This window comes from Gemella sp. zg-570 (assembly GCF_018866345.1).
Lineage (GTDB): Bacteria > Bacillota > Bacilli > Staphylococcales > Gemellaceae > Gemelliphila.
Genome location: NZ_CP076443.1, coordinates 382,745 through 404,394 on the forward strand (window position 1 = coordinate 382,745; position 21,650 = coordinate 404,394).

The 21,650-nt window shown below is 28.1% G+C and carries 19 protein-coding genes; 16 read left to right on the plus strand and 3 right to left on the minus strand.

Features of this window, described 5'->3' with window-relative positions:
- The first annotated feature begins 157 nt into the window (after nucleotides 1-157).
- The 12 genes from KMP11_RS01895 (at nucleotide 158) to KMP11_RS01950 (ending at nucleotide 13,990) form a co-directional block, all read left to right on the plus strand.
- Nucleotides 158-1,660, plus strand: coding sequence for a UDP-N-acetylmuramoyl-L-alanyl-D-glutamate--2,6-diaminopimelate ligase (locus KMP11_RS01895; protein ID WP_215756752.1), 1,503 nt, complete (start codon nucleotides 158-160; stop codon nucleotides 1,658-1,660).
- Nucleotides 1,661-1,678: 18 nt separating this feature from the next.
- Nucleotides 1,679-3,232 (plus strand): peptide chain release factor 3, encoded by a 1,554-nt coding sequence (locus tag KMP11_RS01900; protein WP_371741364.1) that lies wholly within the window; start codon nucleotides 1,679-1,681, stop codon nucleotides 3,230-3,232.
- 15 nt (nucleotides 3,233-3,247) lie between these two features.
- On the plus strand, nucleotides 3,248-3,673 hold the full coding sequence (locus tag KMP11_RS01905; protein ID WP_216279997.1) for a GtrA family protein: 426 nt from the start codon (nucleotides 3,248-3,250) through the stop codon (nucleotides 3,671-3,673).
- A gap of 519 nt (nucleotides 3,674-4,192) precedes the next feature.
- Nucleotides 4,193-4,957: a DeoR/GlpR family DNA-binding transcription regulator gene (locus tag KMP11_RS01910; protein WP_215756749.1), complete on the plus strand. Its 765-nt coding sequence runs from the start codon at nucleotides 4,193-4,195 to the stop codon at nucleotides 4,955-4,957.
- A 327-nt stretch (nucleotides 4,958-5,284) separates the two neighbouring features.
- The gene (lacA, locus tag KMP11_RS01915) at nucleotides 5,285-5,710 is read left to right on the plus strand and encodes a galactose-6-phosphate isomerase subunit LacA (RefSeq protein ID WP_215756748.1); all 426 of its coding nucleotides are present in this window, start codon (nucleotides 5,285-5,287) and stop codon (nucleotides 5,708-5,710) included.
- A gap of 43 nt (nucleotides 5,711-5,753) precedes the next feature.
- Entirely contained in the window at nucleotides 5,754-6,269 is a 516-nt protein-coding gene (gene lacB / locus KMP11_RS01920; RefSeq protein ID WP_215756747.1) for a galactose-6-phosphate isomerase subunit LacB, read from the plus strand.
- Complete coding sequence (locus tag KMP11_RS01925) at nucleotides 6,262-7,206, plus strand: tagatose-6-phosphate kinase (RefSeq protein ID WP_215756746.1); 945 nt, start codon at nucleotides 6,262-6,264, stop codon at nucleotides 7,204-7,206. The genes lacB and KMP11_RS01925 overlap by 8 nt, the downstream gene beginning before the upstream one ends.
- A gap of 4 nt (nucleotides 7,207-7,210) precedes the next feature.
- Nucleotides 7,211-8,194, plus strand: a complete 984-nt coding sequence (lacD, locus tag KMP11_RS01930) for a tagatose-bisphosphate aldolase (RefSeq protein WP_215756745.1) — start codon at nucleotides 7,211-7,213, stop codon at nucleotides 8,192-8,194.
- 33 nt (nucleotides 8,195-8,227) lie between these two features.
- The gene (locus KMP11_RS01935; RefSeq protein ID WP_215756744.1) at nucleotides 8,228-8,545 is read left to right on the plus strand and encodes a PTS lactose/cellobiose transporter subunit IIA; all 318 of its coding nucleotides are present in this window, start codon (nucleotides 8,228-8,230) and stop codon (nucleotides 8,543-8,545) included.
- Complete coding sequence (locus tag KMP11_RS01940) at nucleotides 8,545-10,233, plus strand: lactose-specific PTS transporter subunit EIIC (RefSeq protein ID WP_216279998.1); 1,689 nt, start codon at nucleotides 8,545-8,547, stop codon at nucleotides 10,231-10,233. Before KMP11_RS01935 ends, KMP11_RS01940 begins: the two co-directional genes overlap by 1 nt.
- 82 nt (nucleotides 10,234-10,315) lie before the next feature.
- Nucleotides 10,316-11,722 carry a 6-phospho-beta-galactosidase gene (gene lacG / locus KMP11_RS01945; RefSeq protein WP_215756742.1) on the plus strand — a complete coding sequence of 469 codons (1,407 nt, stop codon included), beginning with the start codon at nucleotides 10,316-10,318 and terminating at the stop codon, nucleotides 11,720-11,722.
- 2,097 nt (nucleotides 11,723-13,819) lie between these two features.
- Nucleotides 13,820-13,990 carry a hypothetical protein gene (locus tag KMP11_RS01950; RefSeq protein ID WP_215756741.1) on the plus strand — a complete coding sequence of 57 codons (171 nt, stop codon included), beginning with the start codon at nucleotides 13,820-13,822 and terminating at the stop codon, nucleotides 13,988-13,990.
- A 183-nt stretch (nucleotides 13,991-14,173) separates the two neighbouring features.
- On the opposite strand, the gene KMP11_RS07810 is transcribed toward KMP11_RS01950, so the two are convergent.
- Nucleotides 14,174-14,308 (minus strand): hypothetical protein, encoded by a 135-nt coding sequence (locus KMP11_RS07810; protein WP_256442627.1) that lies wholly within the window; start codon nucleotides 14,306-14,308, stop codon nucleotides 14,174-14,176.
- A 1,766-nt stretch (nucleotides 14,309-16,074) separates the two neighbouring features.
- On the opposite strand from KMP11_RS07810, the gene KMP11_RS01955 reads away from it, so the two are divergent.
- The 4 genes from KMP11_RS01955 (at nucleotide 16,075) to KMP11_RS01970 (ending at nucleotide 19,724) form a co-directional block, all read left to right on the plus strand.
- A complete protein-coding gene (locus tag KMP11_RS01955) occupies nucleotides 16,075-16,458 on the plus strand; it encodes a glycine-rich domain-containing protein (RefSeq protein ID WP_215756740.1) in 384 nt (127 codons plus the stop codon).
- A gap of 9 nt (nucleotides 16,459-16,467) precedes the next feature.
- A complete protein-coding gene (locus KMP11_RS01960) occupies nucleotides 16,468-17,097 on the plus strand; it encodes a DUF6875 domain-containing protein (protein ID WP_215756739.1) in 630 nt (209 codons plus the stop codon).
- Nucleotides 17,098-17,130: 33 nt separating this feature from the next.
- Entirely contained in the window at nucleotides 17,131-18,723 is a 1,593-nt protein-coding gene (locus KMP11_RS01965) for an ABC transporter transmembrane domain-containing protein (RefSeq protein WP_215756738.1), read from the plus strand.
- 479 nt (nucleotides 18,724-19,202) lie between these two features.
- Nucleotides 19,203-19,724 (plus strand): hypothetical protein, encoded by a 522-nt coding sequence (locus KMP11_RS01970; protein WP_215756737.1) that lies wholly within the window; start codon nucleotides 19,203-19,205, stop codon nucleotides 19,722-19,724.
- Nucleotides 19,725-20,651: 927 nt separating this feature from the next.
- Here KMP11_RS01970 and KMP11_RS01975 read toward each other — a convergent pair.
- Together KMP11_RS01975 and KMP11_RS01980 are read right to left on the minus strand one after the other, a co-directional pair.
- Nucleotides 20,652-20,825, minus strand: a complete 174-nt coding sequence (locus KMP11_RS01975) for a hypothetical protein (protein ID WP_215756736.1) — start codon at nucleotides 20,823-20,825, stop codon at nucleotides 20,652-20,654.
- Between the two features lie 32 nt (nucleotides 20,826-20,857).
- A complete protein-coding gene (locus tag KMP11_RS01980) occupies nucleotides 20,858-21,649 on the minus strand; it encodes an ABC transporter permease (protein ID WP_215756735.1) in 792 nt (263 codons plus the stop codon).
- Nucleotide 21,650 lies beyond the last annotated feature (1 nt).

Sequence of the window (21,650 nt, forward strand, 5' to 3'; positions counted from 1 at the left end):
TACTAAAAGTATATCCTATGAGATGCTTTTTTTGTACTACTGGCTAACTTAATTATATAATTTACTAATATATTAAAGATAAATGATAATTTGAGTATTCTTAATTAACGTGTTATAATGTAAGGTGGTAAATTTTTTATAAGGGTCGAATTAATTTATGGATATTAAAAAAATTATAAAAAATATTAAAATAAAAAAAATATATGGTAAAATTCCTGAAGCACTTGCTGGAATTACTAGCAATTCAAAACAGGTTAAAAAGAATTTTTGTTTTGTTGCCCAAGTTGGTTATAGTGTTGATGGTCATGATTATATCAAATCGGCAGTAGATAGTGGTGCAAGTTTGATAGTAGCCAGCAAGGATACAAATTATAATTTTAATAATTCTTGCGTCCTAGTAGTAAAGGAAAAAGAAGTAAATAAAATTGCCAGTAAATTGGCGGCTTACCTAAATGACAGCTATAAAAAAATTTCTACCGTAGCAGTAACGGGTACTAATGGTAAGACAAGTATTACCTCATTAATTCATAATATTTTAATACTGCTAGGAGAAAGTAGTTCTTATCTAGGAACGAATGGATTTTGTAAAAATGATGATAAACCTATCTATCTAGGAAATACGACACCAGATGTTGTCAGCCTGCACAATAAAATTGGTGAAGTTAAAAGGGAAAATATCAAACATTTTTCTTTTGAAGCCTCATCACATGCCATGGTTTTAGGAAGAATTTATAATGTTGATGTCGATATAGCAATTTTTACTAACCTAACACACGAGCATTTAGATTTTCATGGCGATATGCAGACCTATGCTTATGACAAGGCCTTACTATTTTCAACCCTAGGAAATAATTTATTAGAGAGCAAGTACGGAGTTCTTAATAAAGATGATAAATACTATGAGATAATGTCTAAGTGTCTTTATCAAGAAGAAATTACATATTCGATAGAAGATAAAAGTGCAGATTTTTATGCCTATAATATTAAAACGGCTACTATAAATAATAAATTAGCAACTAGTTTTACTTTGAAAAGTCCAGAGGGTAATTTTGAAGCGACAATACCATTTATCGGTAATTTTATGGTAAGTAATATCTTGGCTGCCCTAATAGCAGTATGGTTAAAAGGATTTTCTTTGGAAAAAATTATAAAACTTTTACCCAACTTGTCAGCCTTATACGGACGTATGGAAATTTTAGGAGAAGGCTTGCCAATAGATATAATAAGTGATTTTGCCCACACACCAGACGGCTATGAAAAATTATTAGAGGCTACTAAGGAGATGAGAAAGGGCAGAAGAACTCTGCTTTTAACTGGTATGGGTGGCGGAAGAGATTTGTCAAAAGGGGCTTATATAGGTAAGATAATATCGCAAGCAGATTGTGTGATTATCACAACAGACAGTCCAAGAGATGAAGATGTAGAAGTTTTGATGTCATCCATAGAAGAAGGAATGCAACACAAAAATTACGAAAAAATATGGTTTAGAACAGAAGCAGTAAAAAGAATAGTAGAATTATCACAAGAGGGTGATGTAATAATTTTGGCATCAAAGGGTAGAGAGGACTACGAAATTTTAAAAAACGGCAAAAAAGTTTGGCACTCTGACCCTGTAATATGTTTAGAAGAGGCAAATAAGAAATATAAGAATGAAAGGTAGAAAGTAGAAGTGACCACAATACAAGAACAAGTAACAAAGAGAAGAACTTTCGCAATAATTTCTCACCCTGACGCTGGGAAAACTACCCTAACTGAAAAATTATTATTATTCGGTGGAGCTATTAGAGAAGCTGGAACAGTCAAGGGAAAGAAAACAGGAAAATTTGCTAAAAGTGATTGGATGGATATAGAAAAACAACGTGGAATTTCTGTAACATCATCTGTTATGCAATTTGATTATGACGGAAAAATAATAAATATTTTAGATACGCCAGGACACGAAGATTTTTCTGAAGATACCTATAGAACTTTGATGGCAGTAGATAGTGCAGTCATGGTAATTGACGGAGCTAAGGGGATAGAGGCACAAACTCTAAAACTTTTTAAAGTTTGTAAGATGAGGGGTATACCCATATTTACTTTTATCAACAAGTTGGATAGGGAAATAAAAGACCCCTTAGAATTATTAGAAGAAATTGAAGAAAAATTAGAAATAGAAACTTATCCTATGAACTTACCAGTAGGAATGGGACAAAACTTTTTTGGTATCATGGATAGAAAAAATCATTATATAGAACCCTTTAAAGAGGGAGAAAATTTTGTTGATCTAGATAGTGAATATAATATTTTTGATAATAATCCTTTGGCAAATGACACTATGTATACAAAATGTGTCGAAGATATGATATTAATTACACAAGCAGGTGTAGAGTATGACTATGATAAGCAGTTAAGAGGGGAACAAACTCCAGTATTTTTTGGTTCTGCCCTGTCGTCATTTGGAGTGGAAAGTTTTTTAAATTATTATGTTGATACGGCACCGACACCAAAAGAAAGAAATACCGTAGAGGGTAGCAAGGTTCAGCCACTAGATAAAGAATTTTCAGGATTTATTTTTAAAATTCAAGCCAATATGGACCCGAAACACAGGGATAGGATAGCCTTTTTAAGAGTGTGTTCAGGAGTTTTTAATCGAGGAATGGACGTTAATCTTACGAGAACTGGCAAAAAAATAAAAATTTCACGTTCTACCAATTTTATGGCTGATGATAAAGCTACCATAGATACAGCCTATCCAGGAGATATTATCGGTCTTTATGATAGTGGTAATTATCAGATAGGCGATACACTTTACCAAAATAAAAAAGTTGAATTTGAAAAGTTGCCGTCGTTTACGCCAGAAATTTTTGTTAAGGTTTCTGCAAAAAATGTCTTGAAGCAAAAACATTTCCACAAGGGAGTGGAGCAACTGGTTCAAGAGGGGGCTATTCAATATTATAAAACCTTACACACCAACCAAATAATTTTAGGTGCAGTTGGGCAATTACAGTTTGAAGTTTTTGAACATAGAATGCGAAATGAATATAATACCGAAGTTATTATGGAACATATCGGGCAAAAGACGACACGCTGGATAGAAAATGAAGATATGATAAAAGAAAGTATGTCATCATCAAGAAGTGTGCTGGTAAAAGACTTGCAAGATAAGTATGTATTCCTTTTTGAAAATGAATTTGCTATGCGTTGGTTTAGTGATAAATATCCTGAGATAAAGTTGTATAGCTTATTATAGTAATAGGGGTTTAATATGAAAAAATCATTAAATATAAATTTTGCTTATTATAAAAATCCAAAATACAAAACTATTATAAACTATATTTTCTTTGGAGTTTGTACCACTCTAGTTAATTTAGTAGCCTACTACATATTGACTAGGTCAGGAATGGAAAGGGCAGTAGCAAATTTTATTTCGATAGCACTATCCATACTCTTTGCTTATGTAGTTAATGCAAGATATGTATTTAATTCTAAGGCTTACGGCTTTAAAAAAATATTTTATGAATTATCAAAATTTTTCACATCAAGACTATTTACTATGGCTGTGGAAATATTAGGTGTGGAATTGTTAGTATGGATAGGATTTCAAGACTTTATTGGTAAAATATTTATTCAATTTATTGTAATAGTGATAAATTACTTAATCAGTAAATTTATAGTTTTTATAAAGAGCTAGGAGATAAGATATGAAATTTTTTATAACCTATGTTGATATTAGTTAGTTGATACAAATGTATAGAATAACACCATTTAAATAAGCTGAAAAAAGTGATAAGAGTTCACTACCTATGTTAGTAATGAGATTATTAATGTAGATATAAACCTAGAGATTACATAGATTTAATGTATCGTTAAATAGTTTAAGTTTTTGTTAAAATATTTAGAAAATTTAATTCCAAATATAATTGTTAAATAATAATATTAAGTTCAATAATAATACTATATTGACAAAAAATACTATATGATATTATTTATATATCAGGAGTCATAGAGTGAAAGTAATAAAAATAAGTTGATTTAGAAAATATGATTCCCCAAAAATGATTAGAAATATTAGAAATAAATATAAAAGAAGGATTTAATATATTCATATAAGTGAGAATATATTACTTTTTTTGTTTGAAAATCCAATATATAAACATTTTACGTTATTTTGTTGTATAATGTTTGTAAAGGATGTAAAGGAGTTATAAAAATGAACAAGTTTCAACGACATCAGGAAATTACTAAATTAGTAAATAAAAAAGGAACAGTAAGGATTTCAGAAATTATGGGAACATTTGGTGTTACAGATATGACCGTCCGAAGAGATTTTATTGAACTTGAAGAACAAGGTGTATTAAAAAAAATACATGGTGGAGCAAGATCGAATTCAGCCTTCCAATATAAAGAAGTATCGTACAGAGAAAAGCATACTAAAAATCCTGAAGAAAAATTAAAAATAGCTAAATTAGCGGCGAATTTAATAGAAGAGGAAGATACAATTTTTTTAGGTCCAAGTACTACTGTAGAAATCTTAGCTGAAGAAATTCAAAATACTAATTTAACAGTAGTTACTAATTGCCTACCAGTATTTAATATTCTATCTAAGAAAAAATCTGTAACATTTAAGGTGTTTTTATTAGGTGGAGAAATGCGTCAAATTTCAGAATCATTTGTAGGAGAAATTACAAATACTAGTTTAGAAAATATGCATTTTAGTAAAATGTTCTTCAGTGCTAATGGAATATTTGAGAATGATGTTATGACTTCGTCGCTGGAAGAAGGCTATACTCAAAAATTGGCAATTTATAATTCTTTGGAACAATATTTATTATTAGATAGCACAAAAATTGGCAAGAAAGATTTTACTACATTCTGTAAATTGGCTGACTTGACGGCTGTAGTAACAGATTCAGAAGATGCAGATATAATTAATCAAATTTCAAAATATATTGAAGTAATATCGTTAGAACAATAATATGAATAAAAAATAATGGGAATTTACTTAAGGTGAATTATTATAAAATTTAGTATATGTATTTCCAATTCTTAAGAATATCAACATAATTAAAATTAGCTAGTTTAATTTTTCAAAAATGAAAACAATATAATGAAAACGCATGACAGTAGTGATTGGGACTGTCATTTTTTGTTTTTATAAACAATTATAAACAAAAAAATAACAAAATATCCAAAAAAAGTGTTGACAAATGTGTTTTTTTTTGTAAAAATGAAAGTGTAGAAAGAGAAGCAACAAAAACAAACATTCTACTAAATAAAATAAAAACAAGAGGAGGAAATTTAAATGACAGTTGTATTAGGTTCTGATAAAGCAGGAGTGGAATTAAAGAATGTACTAAAGGCTTACTTGCTAGATTTAGGACATGAAGTACTAGATGTTGAAAAAGAAGATGCAGATTTTGTTGATGTAACATTAGCAGTGGCTAAAGAAGTTGTTGCAAATGAAAAAAACTTAGGGATTGTAGTTGATGCTTATGGAGCTGGTCCATTTATGGTAGCGACAAAACTTAAAGGAATGGTAGCAGCAGAAGTTTCAGATGAAAGATCAGCTTACATGACAAGAGTACACAACAATTCAAGAATAATTACAATCGGTTCTGAAATTGTTGGTCCAGGAATTGCAAAAAACATCGCCAAAGGATTTGTAGAAGCAGATTACGACGGTGGACGTCACCAAATTCGTGTAGATATGCTTAACAAAATGTGCTAATTGAATTATTTATAGGAAGAAAGTATAAAGAGGAGATACAAAAATGAAAATAGCTATCGGATGTGATCACATTGTTACAAATGAAAAAATTGCAGTTGTAGACTTTTTAAAAACACAAGGATATGAAGTACTAGATTTCGGAACTTACGATAACGTAAGAACTCACTACCCAATCTTCGGTAAAAAAGTAGGAGAATCAGTAGCGAGAGGACAAGCAGACTTAGGAATTTGTATTTGTGGTACAGGAGTTGGAATTAACAACGCTGTAAACAAAGTTCCAGGAATACGTTCAGCTTTAGTAAGAGACATGACTTCAGCATTATATGCTAAAGAAGAATTGAACGCTAATGTAATCGGATTTGGAGGGAAAATCACAGGAGGCTTACTAATGAACGACATCATTGAAGCATTTATCAAAGCAGAATACAAACCAACAGAAGAAAACAAAAAACTTATCGAAAAAATTACTAAAGTAGAAACAATTAATAAATATCAAACAGATGAAGGATTCTTTACAGAATTATTAGAAAAATGGGCTCGCGGAGAGTATCATGACTAATAAGAAAATACTTACAATAACAATGAATCCCTCAGTTGATATAGCTTACCAATTAGATAAATTTAATTTAGATACAGTAAACAGTGTAGCTGAAGTAAATAAAACAGTAGGAGGCAAAGGATTAAATGTTACTAGAGTTTTATCTCAGTTAGGTGATAATGTTAAGGCAAGCGGTCTATTAGGTGGAAAAATTGGGGAATTTATAGAAGAGGAATTAAATAAAAATAAAGTAGGGAATGATTTCTATAAAATATCAGGAGATACTCGTAACTGTATAGCAGTTTTACACGGGGGAAATCAAACTGAAATTTTGGAACCAGGGCCTAAGATAAGTGAAGAAGAAGCTCAAAACTTTTTAACACATTATGAAAAATTAGTAAAAGAAGCAGATTTAGTTGTTATATCAGGAAGTTTACCGAAGGGTGTATCTAAAGATTACTATGTAAAAATGGTAGAAATTTCTACTGAGAATAATAAGGAGACAATTCTTGATTGTTCAGGAGAATTTTTAGTATCTACATTAAAAGCGAAAAAGAAACCTTATGTAATTAAACCAAATATTGATGAATTATCAGCAATATTTGATGTAAAAGTTACATATGATATTGAAGACCTAAAAGGTTTATTATCAGATCAGTTATTTGTAGGTGTGGAATGGATTATCGTTTCACTGGGTTCTAATGGAGCCTTTGCCAAACATGGTGATAAATTCTACAAAGTAAACATTCCAAAAATTGGGGTTGTAAATCCAGTAGGTTCTGGAGATTCTACAGTAGCAGGTATAGCATCAGCATTAATACATGAAGTAAGCGATGAAGATTTACTGAAAAAAGCTAACATATTAGGAATGCTAAATGCACAAGAAAAACAAACTGGATTTATAAATTTAAAGAACTATCAAGAATTATTTGACAAAATAGAAGTTAAAGAGGTATAAAAGCATGGCATTAACAGAACAAAAATTAAAATATATGGAAAAATTAAGTGATGAAAACGGAATAATATCAGCATTAGCTTTTGACCAACGTGGTGCATTAAAAAAAATAATGGCTAAACACCAAACAGAAGAGATATCAGTTGCACAAATGGAAGAATTAAAAGTTTTAGTAACAGAAGAATTAACTCCATATGCATCATCAATGTTATTAGACCCAGAATATGGACTAGCAGCAACTAAGAGATTGGACAATAATACAGGTTTACTATTAGCATATGAAAAAACTGGATATGATACAAGCAACACTAAGAGATTGCCTGACTGTTTAGAAGATTGGTCAGTACTACGCCTTAAAGAAAAAGGAGCAGATGCAATTAAATTCTTATTATACTATGATGTTGATAGTGATGAAGAAACAAAGGTTAAAAAACAAGTATATATTGAAAGGATTGGTTCTGAATGCAAAGCAGAAGATATTCCATTCTACTTAGAAATTTTATCTTACGATGAGAAATTATCAGATGCAACAAGTGCAGAATACGCTAAATTAAAACCTCGTAAAGTTATCGAAGCAATGAAAGTATTCTCAGATGACAGATTTGGTGTTGATGTATTAAAAGTAGAAGTGCCTGTAAATATGAACTTTGTTGAAGGATATGCAGATGGAGAAGTTCTACATACTAAAGAAGAAGCAGCGACATTTTTTAAAGAGCAAGAGGAAGCAACTCGCTTACCGTACATTTTCTTGAGTGCAGGAGTTTCAGCAAAATTATTCCAAGAAACATTATTATTTGCTAAAGAAGCAGAATCTAAATTTAACGGTGTTTTATGTGGACGTGCTACTTGGGCAGGAAGTGTTAAAGAATATATTGAACAAGGTGAAGGTGCTGCACGTGAGTGGTTACGTACAACTGGATTCAAAAACATCGATGACTTAAACAAAGTCTTAAAAGAAACAGCAACACCATGGAAAGAAAGATTAAAATAAATCAATCAATAGATTTAGAGAGGAGAAAATACTATGAACAAAGAAGAAATTACATTATTAGGATTTGAAATTGTAGCTTATGCAGGAGATGCACGCTCTAAATTATTAGAATCATTAAAAGTAGCTCAAGAAGGTAACTTTGATAAGGCTGAACAATTAGTAGTTTTAGCTCAAGAAAACATTGTATTAGCTCACAATGCACAGACATCTCTAATTCAAAAAGAAGCAGTAGGAGAAGATTTAGCATATAGTGTTACTATGATGCATGGGCAAGACCACCTAATGACAACAATTCTATTAAAAGATACAATCAAACACTTTATTGAATTGTATAGAAGGGTAGGCAAATAATGAATGGATTAATTTTACAAATAGAAAAAATGAAACCTTTCTTTGAAAAGGTATCGAGAAATATTTATCTACGAGCAATCCGTGATGGATTTATTGCCAGCATGCCGGTAATATTATTCTCTAGTATTTTCTTACTGATTGCTTATGTACCTAACATTTTTGGATTTAAATGGGATGAAGCTACTGAAGCATTAATTATGAAACCATACGGATACACAATGGGAGTAGTTGCATTACTAGTAGCTGGGACTACTGCTAAATCTTTAACAGATTCAATAAATCTTAGTTTACCACCAACAAACCAGATAAACTTTATATCTACAATGTTGGCAGCTATTACTGGTTTCTTATTACTAGCAGCTGATCAATTAGAAAAAGGATTCGCAAATGGATTTTTAGGAACTAAAGGTTTACTAACAACATTCTTATCAGCATTCATCGTAGTAAATATTTACAAAGTGTGTGTAAAAAATGATGTAACAATCCGTATGCCAGAGGAAGTTCCACCAAACATTTCTCAAGTATTCAAAGACTTAATTCCATTCACATTATCAATTATTATATTATATGGAATTGATATCTTATCAAGATCAACAGTAGGGACAGGATCTGCAGAAGTAGTTGGAACTTTATTAGCTCCATTATTCCACGCTGCTGATGGATATGTAGGAATTACAATTATTTTCGGAGCATTTGCATTATTCTGGTTCGTGGGAATTCACGGACCATCAATCGTAGAACCGGCAATCGCAGCTATTACATATGCAAATATCGAAACAAATTTTCAATTATTAGAAGCAGGAGAACAAGCAGATAAAATTTTAACACCTGGTACTCAAATGTTCATCGTAACAATGGGAGGAACAGGAGCTACATTAGTAGTGCCATTTATCTTTATGTGGTTATCTAAATCTAAACGTAATAAAGCAATCGGCCGTGCATCAGTTGTTCCAACATTCTTCGGAGTTAACGAACCAATCTTATTTGGAGCACCGCTTGTATTGAACCCAGTATTCTTTGTGCCATTCGTATTTGCACCAATCGCAAATGTATGGATTTTCAAATTTTTTGTTGATGTACTTGGAATGAACTCATTCTTCATAAACTTACCATGGACAACACCAGGTCCCCTTGGAATTGTAATGGGAACAGGCTTTGGATTATGGTCATTCGTTCTAGGATTAACATTAATAGTGGTAGACGTGTTAATTTACTACCCATTCTTCAAAGTATATGACAAACAAATTCTTGAAGATGAATTATCTGGAAAATCTTCTCAAACTACTTTTTTAGCTAACTTCAACACAGCTAAAGATGATGCATTGTTAGAAAAAGCAGAGAAAAAAAATCAAGAAATAAAAACTTTAACGGAACAAATAAATGTTCTTGTACTATGTGCAGGTGGAGGAACAAGTGGTCTTTTAGCTAACGCTTTAACAAAAGCGTCTAAAGAATTTGGAGAGCCAATTACTGCAACAGCAGGTTCTTACGGAGCTCACCGTGAAATTCTTCCACAATATCAATTAGTTATCTTAGCTCCTCAAGTATCTTCTAACTATGAAGATATGAAAGCAGAAACTGATAAACTAGGGATCAAACTAGTTAAAACAGAAGGATTTCAATACATCGGATTAACTCGTGATGGGAAAGGATCATTAGAATTCGTAAAAGAGCAAGTAAATAGTTAATAAATTTTGATAATGGAAATAGTAATATTTAATAAAATTAATAGCATTATTTCCGTATTTTAGAGATAAGAGGTATAGGAAAATGACAAAGACATTACCAAAATATTTTATATTTGGTGGAGCAACAGCAGCATATCAAGCTGAAGGTGCTACAAAAACTGATGGAAAAGGAGCTGTTGCATGGGATAAATATCTAGTAGATAATTATTGGTATACGGCAGAACCAGCTAGCGATTTCTATAATAGATATACAGTAGACTTAAAATTAGCAAAAGAATACGGACTTAATGGAATTCGTATTTCTATAGCTTGGTCACGTATTTTTCCAACAGGGTATGGGGAAGTCAATCAAAAAGGTGTGGAATACTACCACAAATTATTCGATGAATGTCACAAACATGGTGTAGAAGCATTTGTAACATTACACCACTTTGATACTCCAGAAACTTTACACTCTAATGGAGATTTCTTAAATAGAGAAAATATTGAACACTTTGTAGCGTATGCAGAGTATTGTTTTGAAGAATTTAAAGAAGTTAAATACTGGACTACATTTAATGAAATCGGACCTATCGGCGACGGACAATACCTAGTAGGGAAATTCCCACCTGGTATTCAATATGATTTAGCTAAACTATTCCAATCGCACCACAATATGATGGTTTCACATGCTAAGGTAGTAAAAATTTATAAAGATAAAGGATATGAAGGAGAAATCGGTGTAGTTCATGCACTTCCAACTAAATATCCACTTAATCCAAAAAATTCTGCAGATGTAAGAGCAGCTGAATTAGAAGATATTATTCACAACAAATTTATTTTAGACGCTACATACTTGGGAAAATACTCAGAAGCAACACTTGCAGGAGTTAAAGAAATTCTAAATTCTAACGGTGGAGAATTAGACCTAAGAGATGAAGATTTTAAAGTTTTAGAAGCAACAAAAGATTTAAATGATTTTTTAGGAATAAATTACTATATGAGTGATTGGATGGAAGCATTTGATGGAGAAAATGAAATAATTCATAACGGGAAAGGCGAAAAAGGGTCTTCTAAATATCAAATAAAAGGTGTAGGTAAAAGGGTTGCTCCTGACTATGTAAAAAAAACTGATTGGGACTGGATTATTTATCCCCAAGGTTTATATGATCAAATCATGAGAGTTAAAAACGATTATCCAAACTACAAGAAAATTTATATCACAGAAAATGGATTAGGCTATAAAGATGAATTTTTAGATGGAACAGTTTACGATGACGTAAGAATTGACTACGTGAAAAAACACCTTGAAGTTATCTCAGATTCAATTAAGGATGGAGCAGATGTAAGAGGCTACTTCATTTGGTCATTAATGGATGTATTCTCATGGTCAAATGGATATGAAAAACGTTACGGTTTATTCTATGTAGACTTTGAAACACAAGAAAGATATCCGAAAAAATCTGCTCACTGGTACAAGAAAGTTTCAGAAACACAAGTTATTGAATAGTATCAAAGAAATTTCTTAATAAATTTTATACATAAATATATTAGTCCTTTACTGCCACTTTACTTTATTTTAGGAGGAAATGAAAATGGTTATTAAGTTAAAAATGATAAATTAACAGTAAAATTTTCAGCACTAGGGGAAGCTTTAACATCAATAAAAGATAAAGGTGGTGTTGAGTAACTTTTGCAAGGTAATCCAGAATATTGACATTAACTATTTTCCATATGAGGTAGTGTAAGAGGAGATGAAATTTTACTATAAGGAAAAAATAGAAAAATATAAAGACCTGGCTTAGTAAGAAAAGAAAATTTTACTTATAATAAAATAGAAGATAAAGTATTCTCATTTAGTTACAAATTAACAGAAAAAACATTGAGAAAACATTCATATGATTTTGAATAAACAATTGTATTAGAAGAACGGAGTGGATTATCTACATTATTAGAAGAATCAGATAATTTAGTACAAAAAAGACAGGTTACATTTATTGAAACTAGAAAAACAAGTGTAAAATCATTTGATATAACAGTTTTATAGAAGATGAAATAAGAGTTTAATAAGGTTAAAGATAATATTTCAAAAAGGGCATTTTTAGCATATGAAAAGATATATGAAATAACATTTAAATAAAAAACAGATATTCCAAATGTGCAACAAGAAAAACTTTATGAACTAGGTAAATGATATATTAATGAAAGAGATGAATAGATTAGCCATTCGCATATTGCTTTAGATGACTATAAAATTAAATTTTTCACCGTAATAAATATATATAAAGAAAATGTAGAATTCAGGAAGACAATTTACCATTTTCTTGATAATTTTAATTTAATATATGGCTAAGATATGTTATAATAGGCATTCATAGCACTTTACTAGAAAAAAGACTTTTTATAAGTCTTTTTTTAATTTTTAGACATTCATACTAATTTATATCCGCAACTAAATAAGAAGTGGACATTTTTTAATAATTAAATTTAGTTTGTGGAATTTTTAAAAATATGATAAATTATAAAAATATAGTAAATATCTTATTTCTGAGGTTTAAGATTTGGATAGTGGTAATAGAATAAAAAATGAGATTGAAAAACAATCTTACTTTATAAGAATTAGGTAACAAAACAAATATAAGTCATCAAAATATTCATAAGTATGCACAAGGAATAATTTCAAATATACCAAAAGAAAAAATTGAAATTATAGTAAAAGTAATAAAAACAAGCCCGAGTTATCTTTATGGATGCCTTATTTTACAAAAGCAAAGAAACAATAAGCTATAAAAAGCCAGTGCCTATACCTGGGAGAGTATCGATATCACTAGAAACTAAAGGAGATCCCGAAAGTTTTTATCTTGATGGAATATAATATTACACAATATAAAATAACAAGGAACATGACGGATATTTACAGCGAAGATTGCAAAAGATATTATTTTACAAAAAGAGATATTATAAAAGGGACAGGATATGGTTTTATTATGAATCTAGTAGTAAACTGGATTAAAAGAAACAAGAGAAAGACTAGTAAGAAATATCTTAAATGATATATTAGTAATGAAGTATATTACATTTGAGCTAAGGCTTCCAGTAGATATTCCAGTTTAGATCTCGGAGGTGTTATTGTATTTAGCAAGAAAAACGCAAATGATAATAAACCATCTTGCATAACTAATTTTAATTTAAAGATAAAAGGAGATATGGAAACTTCTGAGGCTGGCACTAACTAAGTACTCTAAACAAAGCAAAATCTAAGAATGATAAAAATATTACAGGACTATTTAATAAAATAGAACTAGGTAAAGTAGTTACAAAGAAATTTATAAATACAAGTGACTACCTTATGAAATACAAAAGACAACTAGTATCAATTATAGAATTTCCCTCAAAATAAAAAACATATGTGATAACCATTATGAAGATAGTACGGAAAGAATAAGACTCGGCTAAATAAAAATAAAAAATTAGAAAGGAAAAGAGAGTGAAAGGACAAGCTAGAATAATACTAAGAGATATAAAGACAGGAGTAGAGGAAGAATATATATGAGATAATTTAGTAACTAAAGCAGTAGAAGATTTATTCTCTACCAATATTAGCGGAATGCTTTATAAGGCAAGAGTAAACTTCTTTAATTCAAATTTTCCTTTAGGTAAAAAAGCTATTGTAGAAATATTAATCTTTGAAGATAAATTAGAAGAAAATGTAGATAAGTCACCTTTTTATTTTTATAATTTTAAGTGTGGTATTAGAGTATGGACTATATGGGGTTAGTCCAATATAATGTGTTTTATTTGAATAGAATATATTATAACAATTATTCTGTTTGAATTTTTTCTGGCATAATAGTATGTTTATCAGCAACTCCTACTTTTTTAAGTAAGTTATAAGTTAGTCCTATATTTATTAGGTCTTTTTTGATGTTTTTTATTAATATTTCTCCTGTATCTTTTAGTACTATACTTGTAAATTCTCCTTTTTAAAGTCTATCTCGACATTACTAATGGTCGTTAGTTTTTCTGTTAATGTTTTAATAGCTCTTTCTATTGTTGATACCACTAGAAATTTATCATTTTTATATACATATCCCATGTAAGATCTTTCGCCTAGACAAAGAATTAAATCTAGTGAAGATATCGTTCCCTTACCTTGATAATTTGTAAAGTTTCAAATAAATTTATATCCATTATATATTTTTTCTGATTCTACTTGATTAAGACTTCCTCTTTTTGTACTCGCACTATCACTTGAATCGTTTTAGGAAAATGCTACTATATTATTATTTGAAGGGGCATAGTACCTGTCTTTCAAAGAAGAAGTATTGGATTTCATGGATATAAAGTTTAGAGTCTCAGGATTAACATTAAAACGAAATATCTCAAATTATGAGCTTATCAGCATTCAGCATTAAGGGATAATTATATATATTTATTAGAATCACAAAACAAAGGATTTATAAGATTAATTTAGAAAATAAGGTAGATGTTAAATATATAGAATATCCAATATAAATAGGTTATATAGATATGATAAATGATTGAATTTATCATAAATACAAAAGATGGAGTCATCTTTAAAAGGAAAATAAAATATATAGAAAACCGCTCAAAGATATTTATCTATGCTCCATATATTTATTATTTTTATGCAGATGATAGATCATCTATAAATAAGAGAATATCAATTATAACTTCTTATCTATCAACAATAAATAATCTAGCTAGTCCAATAATAAAAACAGTAAAGAAAATTATGAAAATAATATACATAATAAGGTAGGAAGCATGAAATCACTAGTAATATTTCATCAATTAAATTTTTCATTTTTAGGAGTCTTAACAGCAAATATTATAGGAGATTATGATCGCTTCTTAAAAATATTAATTATATTCATAATAATATACTACTAAACAGGACTAATGGCTACATTAGTAGAGAGAAAAAAGAATCTCAAAAAATGTTTCAAAAATTTTTGATAAAATTAAAGCAAATAGTGTAGAAGAAGACTATAAATTACTAAAGTATAAATATAACGATTATAGATTTTTATGATTAAATAAAGAAAATAAAAAGGGGATACAGGAAATATTAGACACTATAGAAATATGTAAGTAATATAAAATGTCATATTTACTAGAATATATCTTGTTTTTTAGGCAATGTTAGTGAGAGTTTTAAAGAAAAATAAGAAGTGAAACTATATTATAAAAAAAGCATTATTATATTTAAAAGGAGAAAATAATAATAAATTAGCTATACAAATAAAGCAATACATAAAAGAGAATTTTTCATAGAGAAAGCTTCTCTTTTTTATTTTATATAACTCAAACAAAAACGTCATATTATAAAATGATAATTAATAGCTAGAGAATTGAAAATTATAAAAGAATAAATAGAAAAACACAAAAACATATTAAAAAATATTGACAACGAAATTTTGAGGATGTATAATTCATAAAAAAGATAGGGAGGAAATATTTATGAAAAATAAAGTATTAAAAATAATAACAATAAATTTAATTTTTTCAACATTATTAGTAATTGGATATACACAAGGGAGTTTTGGTGTAAATCCAGGATAGATAAATATTACTATCTAAGAATTTCAAATATAGAAAATGTAGATATGTTTAAATTAAATACCAATAAAATATTGTTACTTAATCTAATTATATCGGTATTAATATATTTATTAACGATAGATTACAGTGTAGCATTATCATTTATATTAGTGTAAATTATATAATTACATTTTTATTTATCTGGAAAATAAAAAAGATGAATATAATAAATTCGTTTAAAAACGTAGTTTTATTATAGATACAAAAAGTATACTATAACTAATAGGGGAGACTATTATGACTAAATTAATTGTAACAGAAGAACATGCAACAAAAGAGTTAAGAAAATTTTTCACTTTATTAAAAGTAGAAGGTGTGGATTTAAAAATGCCTAATACATACATGGATGAAGTTTGGCACCATATGTTAGAAGATGATAAAGAATATAAAGAATTTTGCTTAGAAACTGCAGGAGCTTATATAGAACATGTACCAAATAAAGCTAAATTTCCAGAAGAATTAGCTTGGGTAAAATTATATGAAAATAAATTTGGTAAATTAGATATATCATGGTTTGTAACAGGAGAGGGTAACTTCCAAGAAAAAGAATATGAAGAATATATAAAAACGGGAGTATTAAAAATGTCTTGGGATTGCTCAGCAATTATAGAAGATATGTAGGGAAATACTATGAATGAAAAATTTTTAAAGTATATAGAAAAAATAGATATGATTTGTCCATATCTAAAATCATCAATAGATAAAAATTTGTTGAATTGCACAGAGGTTGTTTTAAGTTCAGAGAATACTGATGAAAAATTATCTAAATACATATTCTATAAATCATTGATTTTAACAGAAAAATTTAGAAAAGCAAGACATAATTTATCTGAGAGAGATATGATATTCTATACAAAAAATATAATTTTTGATGTGGACGATTTATCATATAGACAGTGGGAAAAGATAATATCTTGGTCACATTACACGTTAAAAGAGTTATTTTCATCTGAGCAGATTATGTTTGGGAAATTTTGGAAAGGGGAGGAAATTGTCAGCAAGATCACTAATAAAATGCTACCAATTCCAGAAATTACGTTTATTTCGATAAGAACAGCTGTAAAAAGCAGGGATCCTAGATTATTGAGTAAAATCAAAGAATTTGCAAAAATAATAAAAGAAAGTAATTTCAAAAATAAAGTTGAATATCCATCTTATATTTTAAAAAATTATAAATTGTTAGAATTTGAAGACTTATGTGAAAGTGGGTACTACGAATCATTAAAAAGAAAATTAACAGATAAGCTACTTAAAAAGTAGCTTATCTTAATTGTCATAATATGGAGGATTTATATGAAACAGTATTTTAAAATATTACGGTTAGATCAAAGCTTAACTCTAATATTCTCATTGATTAAAACGATATTGCTTCTGACTGCAGTAGGCTATATTCAGAAGATTTTCGATTCTATGATAAATAAAGATTTTAGTAGTGGAATTTATAATTTAAAGATACTTGCAGTAATAACTACTGTTTATTTCGTATTTATTTTTATAGGTCAATACTTACTTAGGAAATTATTCTTTCTGGGTAATTTTACTTTTATGAAATTTTTATATTCGCAAATTTTGAAGAAAGATTATTCCGATATGAAAGATGAATCATCAGGGCAAGTTCTATCTAAAATTACCAATGACAGTAAAAGAATATCTGACTGGTATTCACAAGGGGTTGTACTTATGGTTATGCAGGCACTGGTATTTATAGTGACTGTTACTTATATGCTTGTGTACAATATTTATGTAACATTTGCTATGTTAGTATTAACTTTTTTGTGTTTCCTTGTTGTTCAAAATGTTAGTAAAAAAATGTCAGATGTTGTAAAGGAAGATCAAGCCTTAGTTGCCAGATCTAATCAATACATTTTAGAATCACTAAATTCATTATTAGATGTAAAACAATTAAGGAAAGAATCTTATTTTATAAAAGGATTTAATTCTCTAATTGAAGAAAGAATAGATAAAAACAAAGCTGTTGCTAAGTATTTTTCTTTATATGTTGGCACATCAACGATAATAGCCTTTGTCTTGCCCATAATTTCAATTATTATTTCATCTTATTTTATAATTAATGACCAAATGACAGTAGGGTCAGCAGTAGCCTTGTACACATACTCAAGAATGTTAGACGAACCAGTGCGTTCAATTTCTATCCAAATAGGAATTTATGAAACTAGTAAAAAGATGGAAGAAAACTTTGTTGATTTGGTTTCTTATAAAACAAAAGAAAAAGAGAAATTAGAAGCTTTTGAAAAATTAAGTCTTGATATTAATTATTTTAAACATAATGAAGGATCTGTTAAGATTTTGGAAAATCTAAAAATAGAAGTAAACAGAGGCGACTTTGTTCTTCTTAAAGGAGCTAGTGGTGTAGGTAAATCTAGTCTTGTTGATATAATAATGAATAATGTAAAAACAAGTGATGAAACATTTGCAGGAAAACTAAGATGGAATGATAGTGAACTTGTTTTAAAGGATACTTATTCAAGAATTTTAAAAACAAGCCAATCTCCACTGATATTTGAAAAATCTCTAAGAGAAAATATTCTATTGGGTGATGATAATTTAGAAAGGAGACTTACAGAAGTACTTTATGTGGTTGGACTAACAGAACTAGTAGAAGAAAAAGGTCTTAATTATGAATTAACTAAAAATGGGGATAACTTATCAGGCGGACAAAAACAAAGATTATCTCTAGCAAGGATCTTAATCAGGAGACCAGAGTTTTTAGTATTAGATGAACCTACTAGTGCTTTAAATGATAGTTTATCAAAAGAAATTGCCCAAAATATAAGTGACTACTGCACTAGATATCAAATGACAACGTTAGTAGTTTCTCATTCAAGTGATTTTGATGAATTTGCAACTAAAGAGATACACTTATGATATGAGATAATAATTCGGAAATTAAAATAAACTTATTGTATAGGAAGAAATAATCTTTAAAAAGATTTTAGTTTAAGATTTTATAACAAGTATATTATATCAAGTATTGAGTGCATATTTACTGGCATGCTGTAGTAATTTGTTATAGTAGAATTGTAATTACGATAATTGGTGCAAGTAAGTTAATTATGTGGGATATTTTTATCGACTTTAGTTGCTGGGATCTTAGACAAATTTAATAAGTTATATTTTATAAAATTGTTAATTACTGCACGAATTTATTAATAGTAGGTATAATTTTATTATAAGGTAAATTTGAATTTACAGTAATGATAAGTATAGTTATGTTTTTATCTGCTATTATAGGGAACTTACATGTACCAACCTTAGGAATCTATAATTTCTATTTTATATAAAAAAATGAAAAATTATATAAAAATAATTCTCTAGCAATAACGTTTAGTCAAATATAAAGTATAGTGGTAATTTTTATATATGTAATATATATTACATTTTTAGATTTTAAACAAACCCTGCTTGCCTTACTATTTATAAGTATATTATTTTTGACATCTATTGTGAATTTAAAAATGAATGTAGTTACTTATACAAGTTCTAATTCTTCTATACAAAATATTAAAGAAGGAATTTCATATATTTTTAAAAAAATTATAGTAAGAAGTATAGTTACCATTGGTCTATTAACAAACTTCTGTTTTTGGAGTATATTTTTATTATTACCTAAAATTTCAGTAGATTCATTTTCATTTTTTAAAGGGAGTCACAGTTTCTTAGAATTAGCATTTTCTGTATTTGAAATAATATACTGTAGTATATTTTATAAATATTTAGTTGTTGTAACTAATAAGTTTAAAATTTTTAATATTACCTTAATTTTACAAAGTTCAGCTTTATTTATCATAGGTTTAATGTTATTACTAGAAAATGTATATTTATCTTATCTAATAATAGTAGTATTATGGACAGTATATGTTAGATAAATAGACTGGTGTCTATCTCATATTTTAGTACTGTTCAAAAGAATATTCCTGAAAAAATTATGGCTATTGTTATTTGTGTAATCTTAAGTATATTTTTTAGTTAATCCTATAGTAGCAGTATTAAGAGGATATATTGTGAATTATGCAGTAATTTCTACAATAGTTATACTATTTTCATGTATAATATTAATCACAGATAGCGATAATAACTTTTAAGGTTAAAGGAGTAAAAGGGAAATTCTATCTTAAAATAAAATTATATTATTATATTTTTTATAAAAAATTTCTAAAAATACTACTTAAGCCATAAGACTTTGTCCTTTATCTATTAGGAGAATAGATAAAAGAATAATAATAAGATTAAGAGAAAAAGGTTTAATTTACAAAAAATATCAGAAAAACTAGATCTATAAATAAACACAGTAAAATCATATTGTAGAAGAAATAAAGAAAATATAGAAAAATAAAAAAATGAATATTTAGAGTGTAGAACAAGGAAAAGGGAGGATAAGAAGATTCTGTTTAGACAAATGTAGAAATAAATGGTAATAAAAATCTGAATATAGTAGAAAAAAAGCATATTATCAATTTAAATGTATAAACTGCAAAAATGAATTTGAAGCTTACGGGAATAAACATAGAAAATATTTTAATGCATTACACTTTTTAGTCTATTTATTATTGTATGGATATTGTTCGTTTTTTAAAAATTTAGCAAATTAAAATATTATATTTCTTTTATTGAAACTAAAATCAATATTAAAAATTATGAGAATTAAAATCGGTTAAAGTATATTATTATATAAAAATTTCGAGCGGTATTTAATCTATTGCTCGAAATTTTTATATAATTGTAATGTTACTTTGATTTTTATTAGGGTTCTATTATTTTAATAACAATACAATAGATACTATAATAATTATAATTTAATAATCCATTGAAACTCTAGGTCTACTTCCTCCACCTTTAGCAAAAACAAATCCGTAATCTTTTTCTAAGTTTTCTGAATTTATTAATTGTAGTTCCAATTCATCTAATTCTTCTAGGATTTCTTGAATTTCTATATTGTCAATATCTAAATTAAAAGTATTCTCATTCATTAAATATCACCTCCTTTTAGAACCCTGTTTTACTATGAGCCTGTACTTTGATATCTTTTTAATCCAAAATTCCATATTGTTTTGTATACTAGTAGGACTAGCAGAAGACCAATAAACATTAATAGTAAGCTTTCTAAATCAAAAATATTTGTATAATTTATTAAATTTATCACTGGAAAATATCCTACAAATGAGAAAGGAATAATCACTAATACTACTTTTATAAAAAATGGATAGATATTAATAGGGTAATTTGACAACTCATATAACTGCCATAAAATTGATTTTATCCCATCATTTGTTATTGAAAAGAAACTAAATGATACTAAGGCGAGATATATTGCTTCTCTTACTAAGACTGCAGATATTGTAAATAAAATAAACTTTATTAAAAATATGAAAGTTATATTAATATCTAAATTGTATAATGCAAAAACAATAATAATTATCCCTGTTATTAACTCAAATAAAGCTTCTTCATCTAATTGAAAAATAATAAATTGGTAAAGGATATTAAGAGGTCGTAATAAAAACAAATCTAACTCTCCTGTTTGTATCAAATAAGGAACTTCTAATGTTGTAACAAAGAAAAATTCCCATAAGGCTGCTGTCAAAGTTAAAAAACCATACATAAATAATATTTGATATAAAGAAAATCCACCAATTATATCTGTATAATTTAGAGTAATAAGTAATATAAATAAGGTAGTAAAACTATCAAGTAAGTATCCTAAATTCCCTACTAAAAAATCTAGCTTATAACTTAGTATTCTTTTTGTATCCATTTTTAGAAATTCTAAATATAAATATAAGTGCTTCTTCATT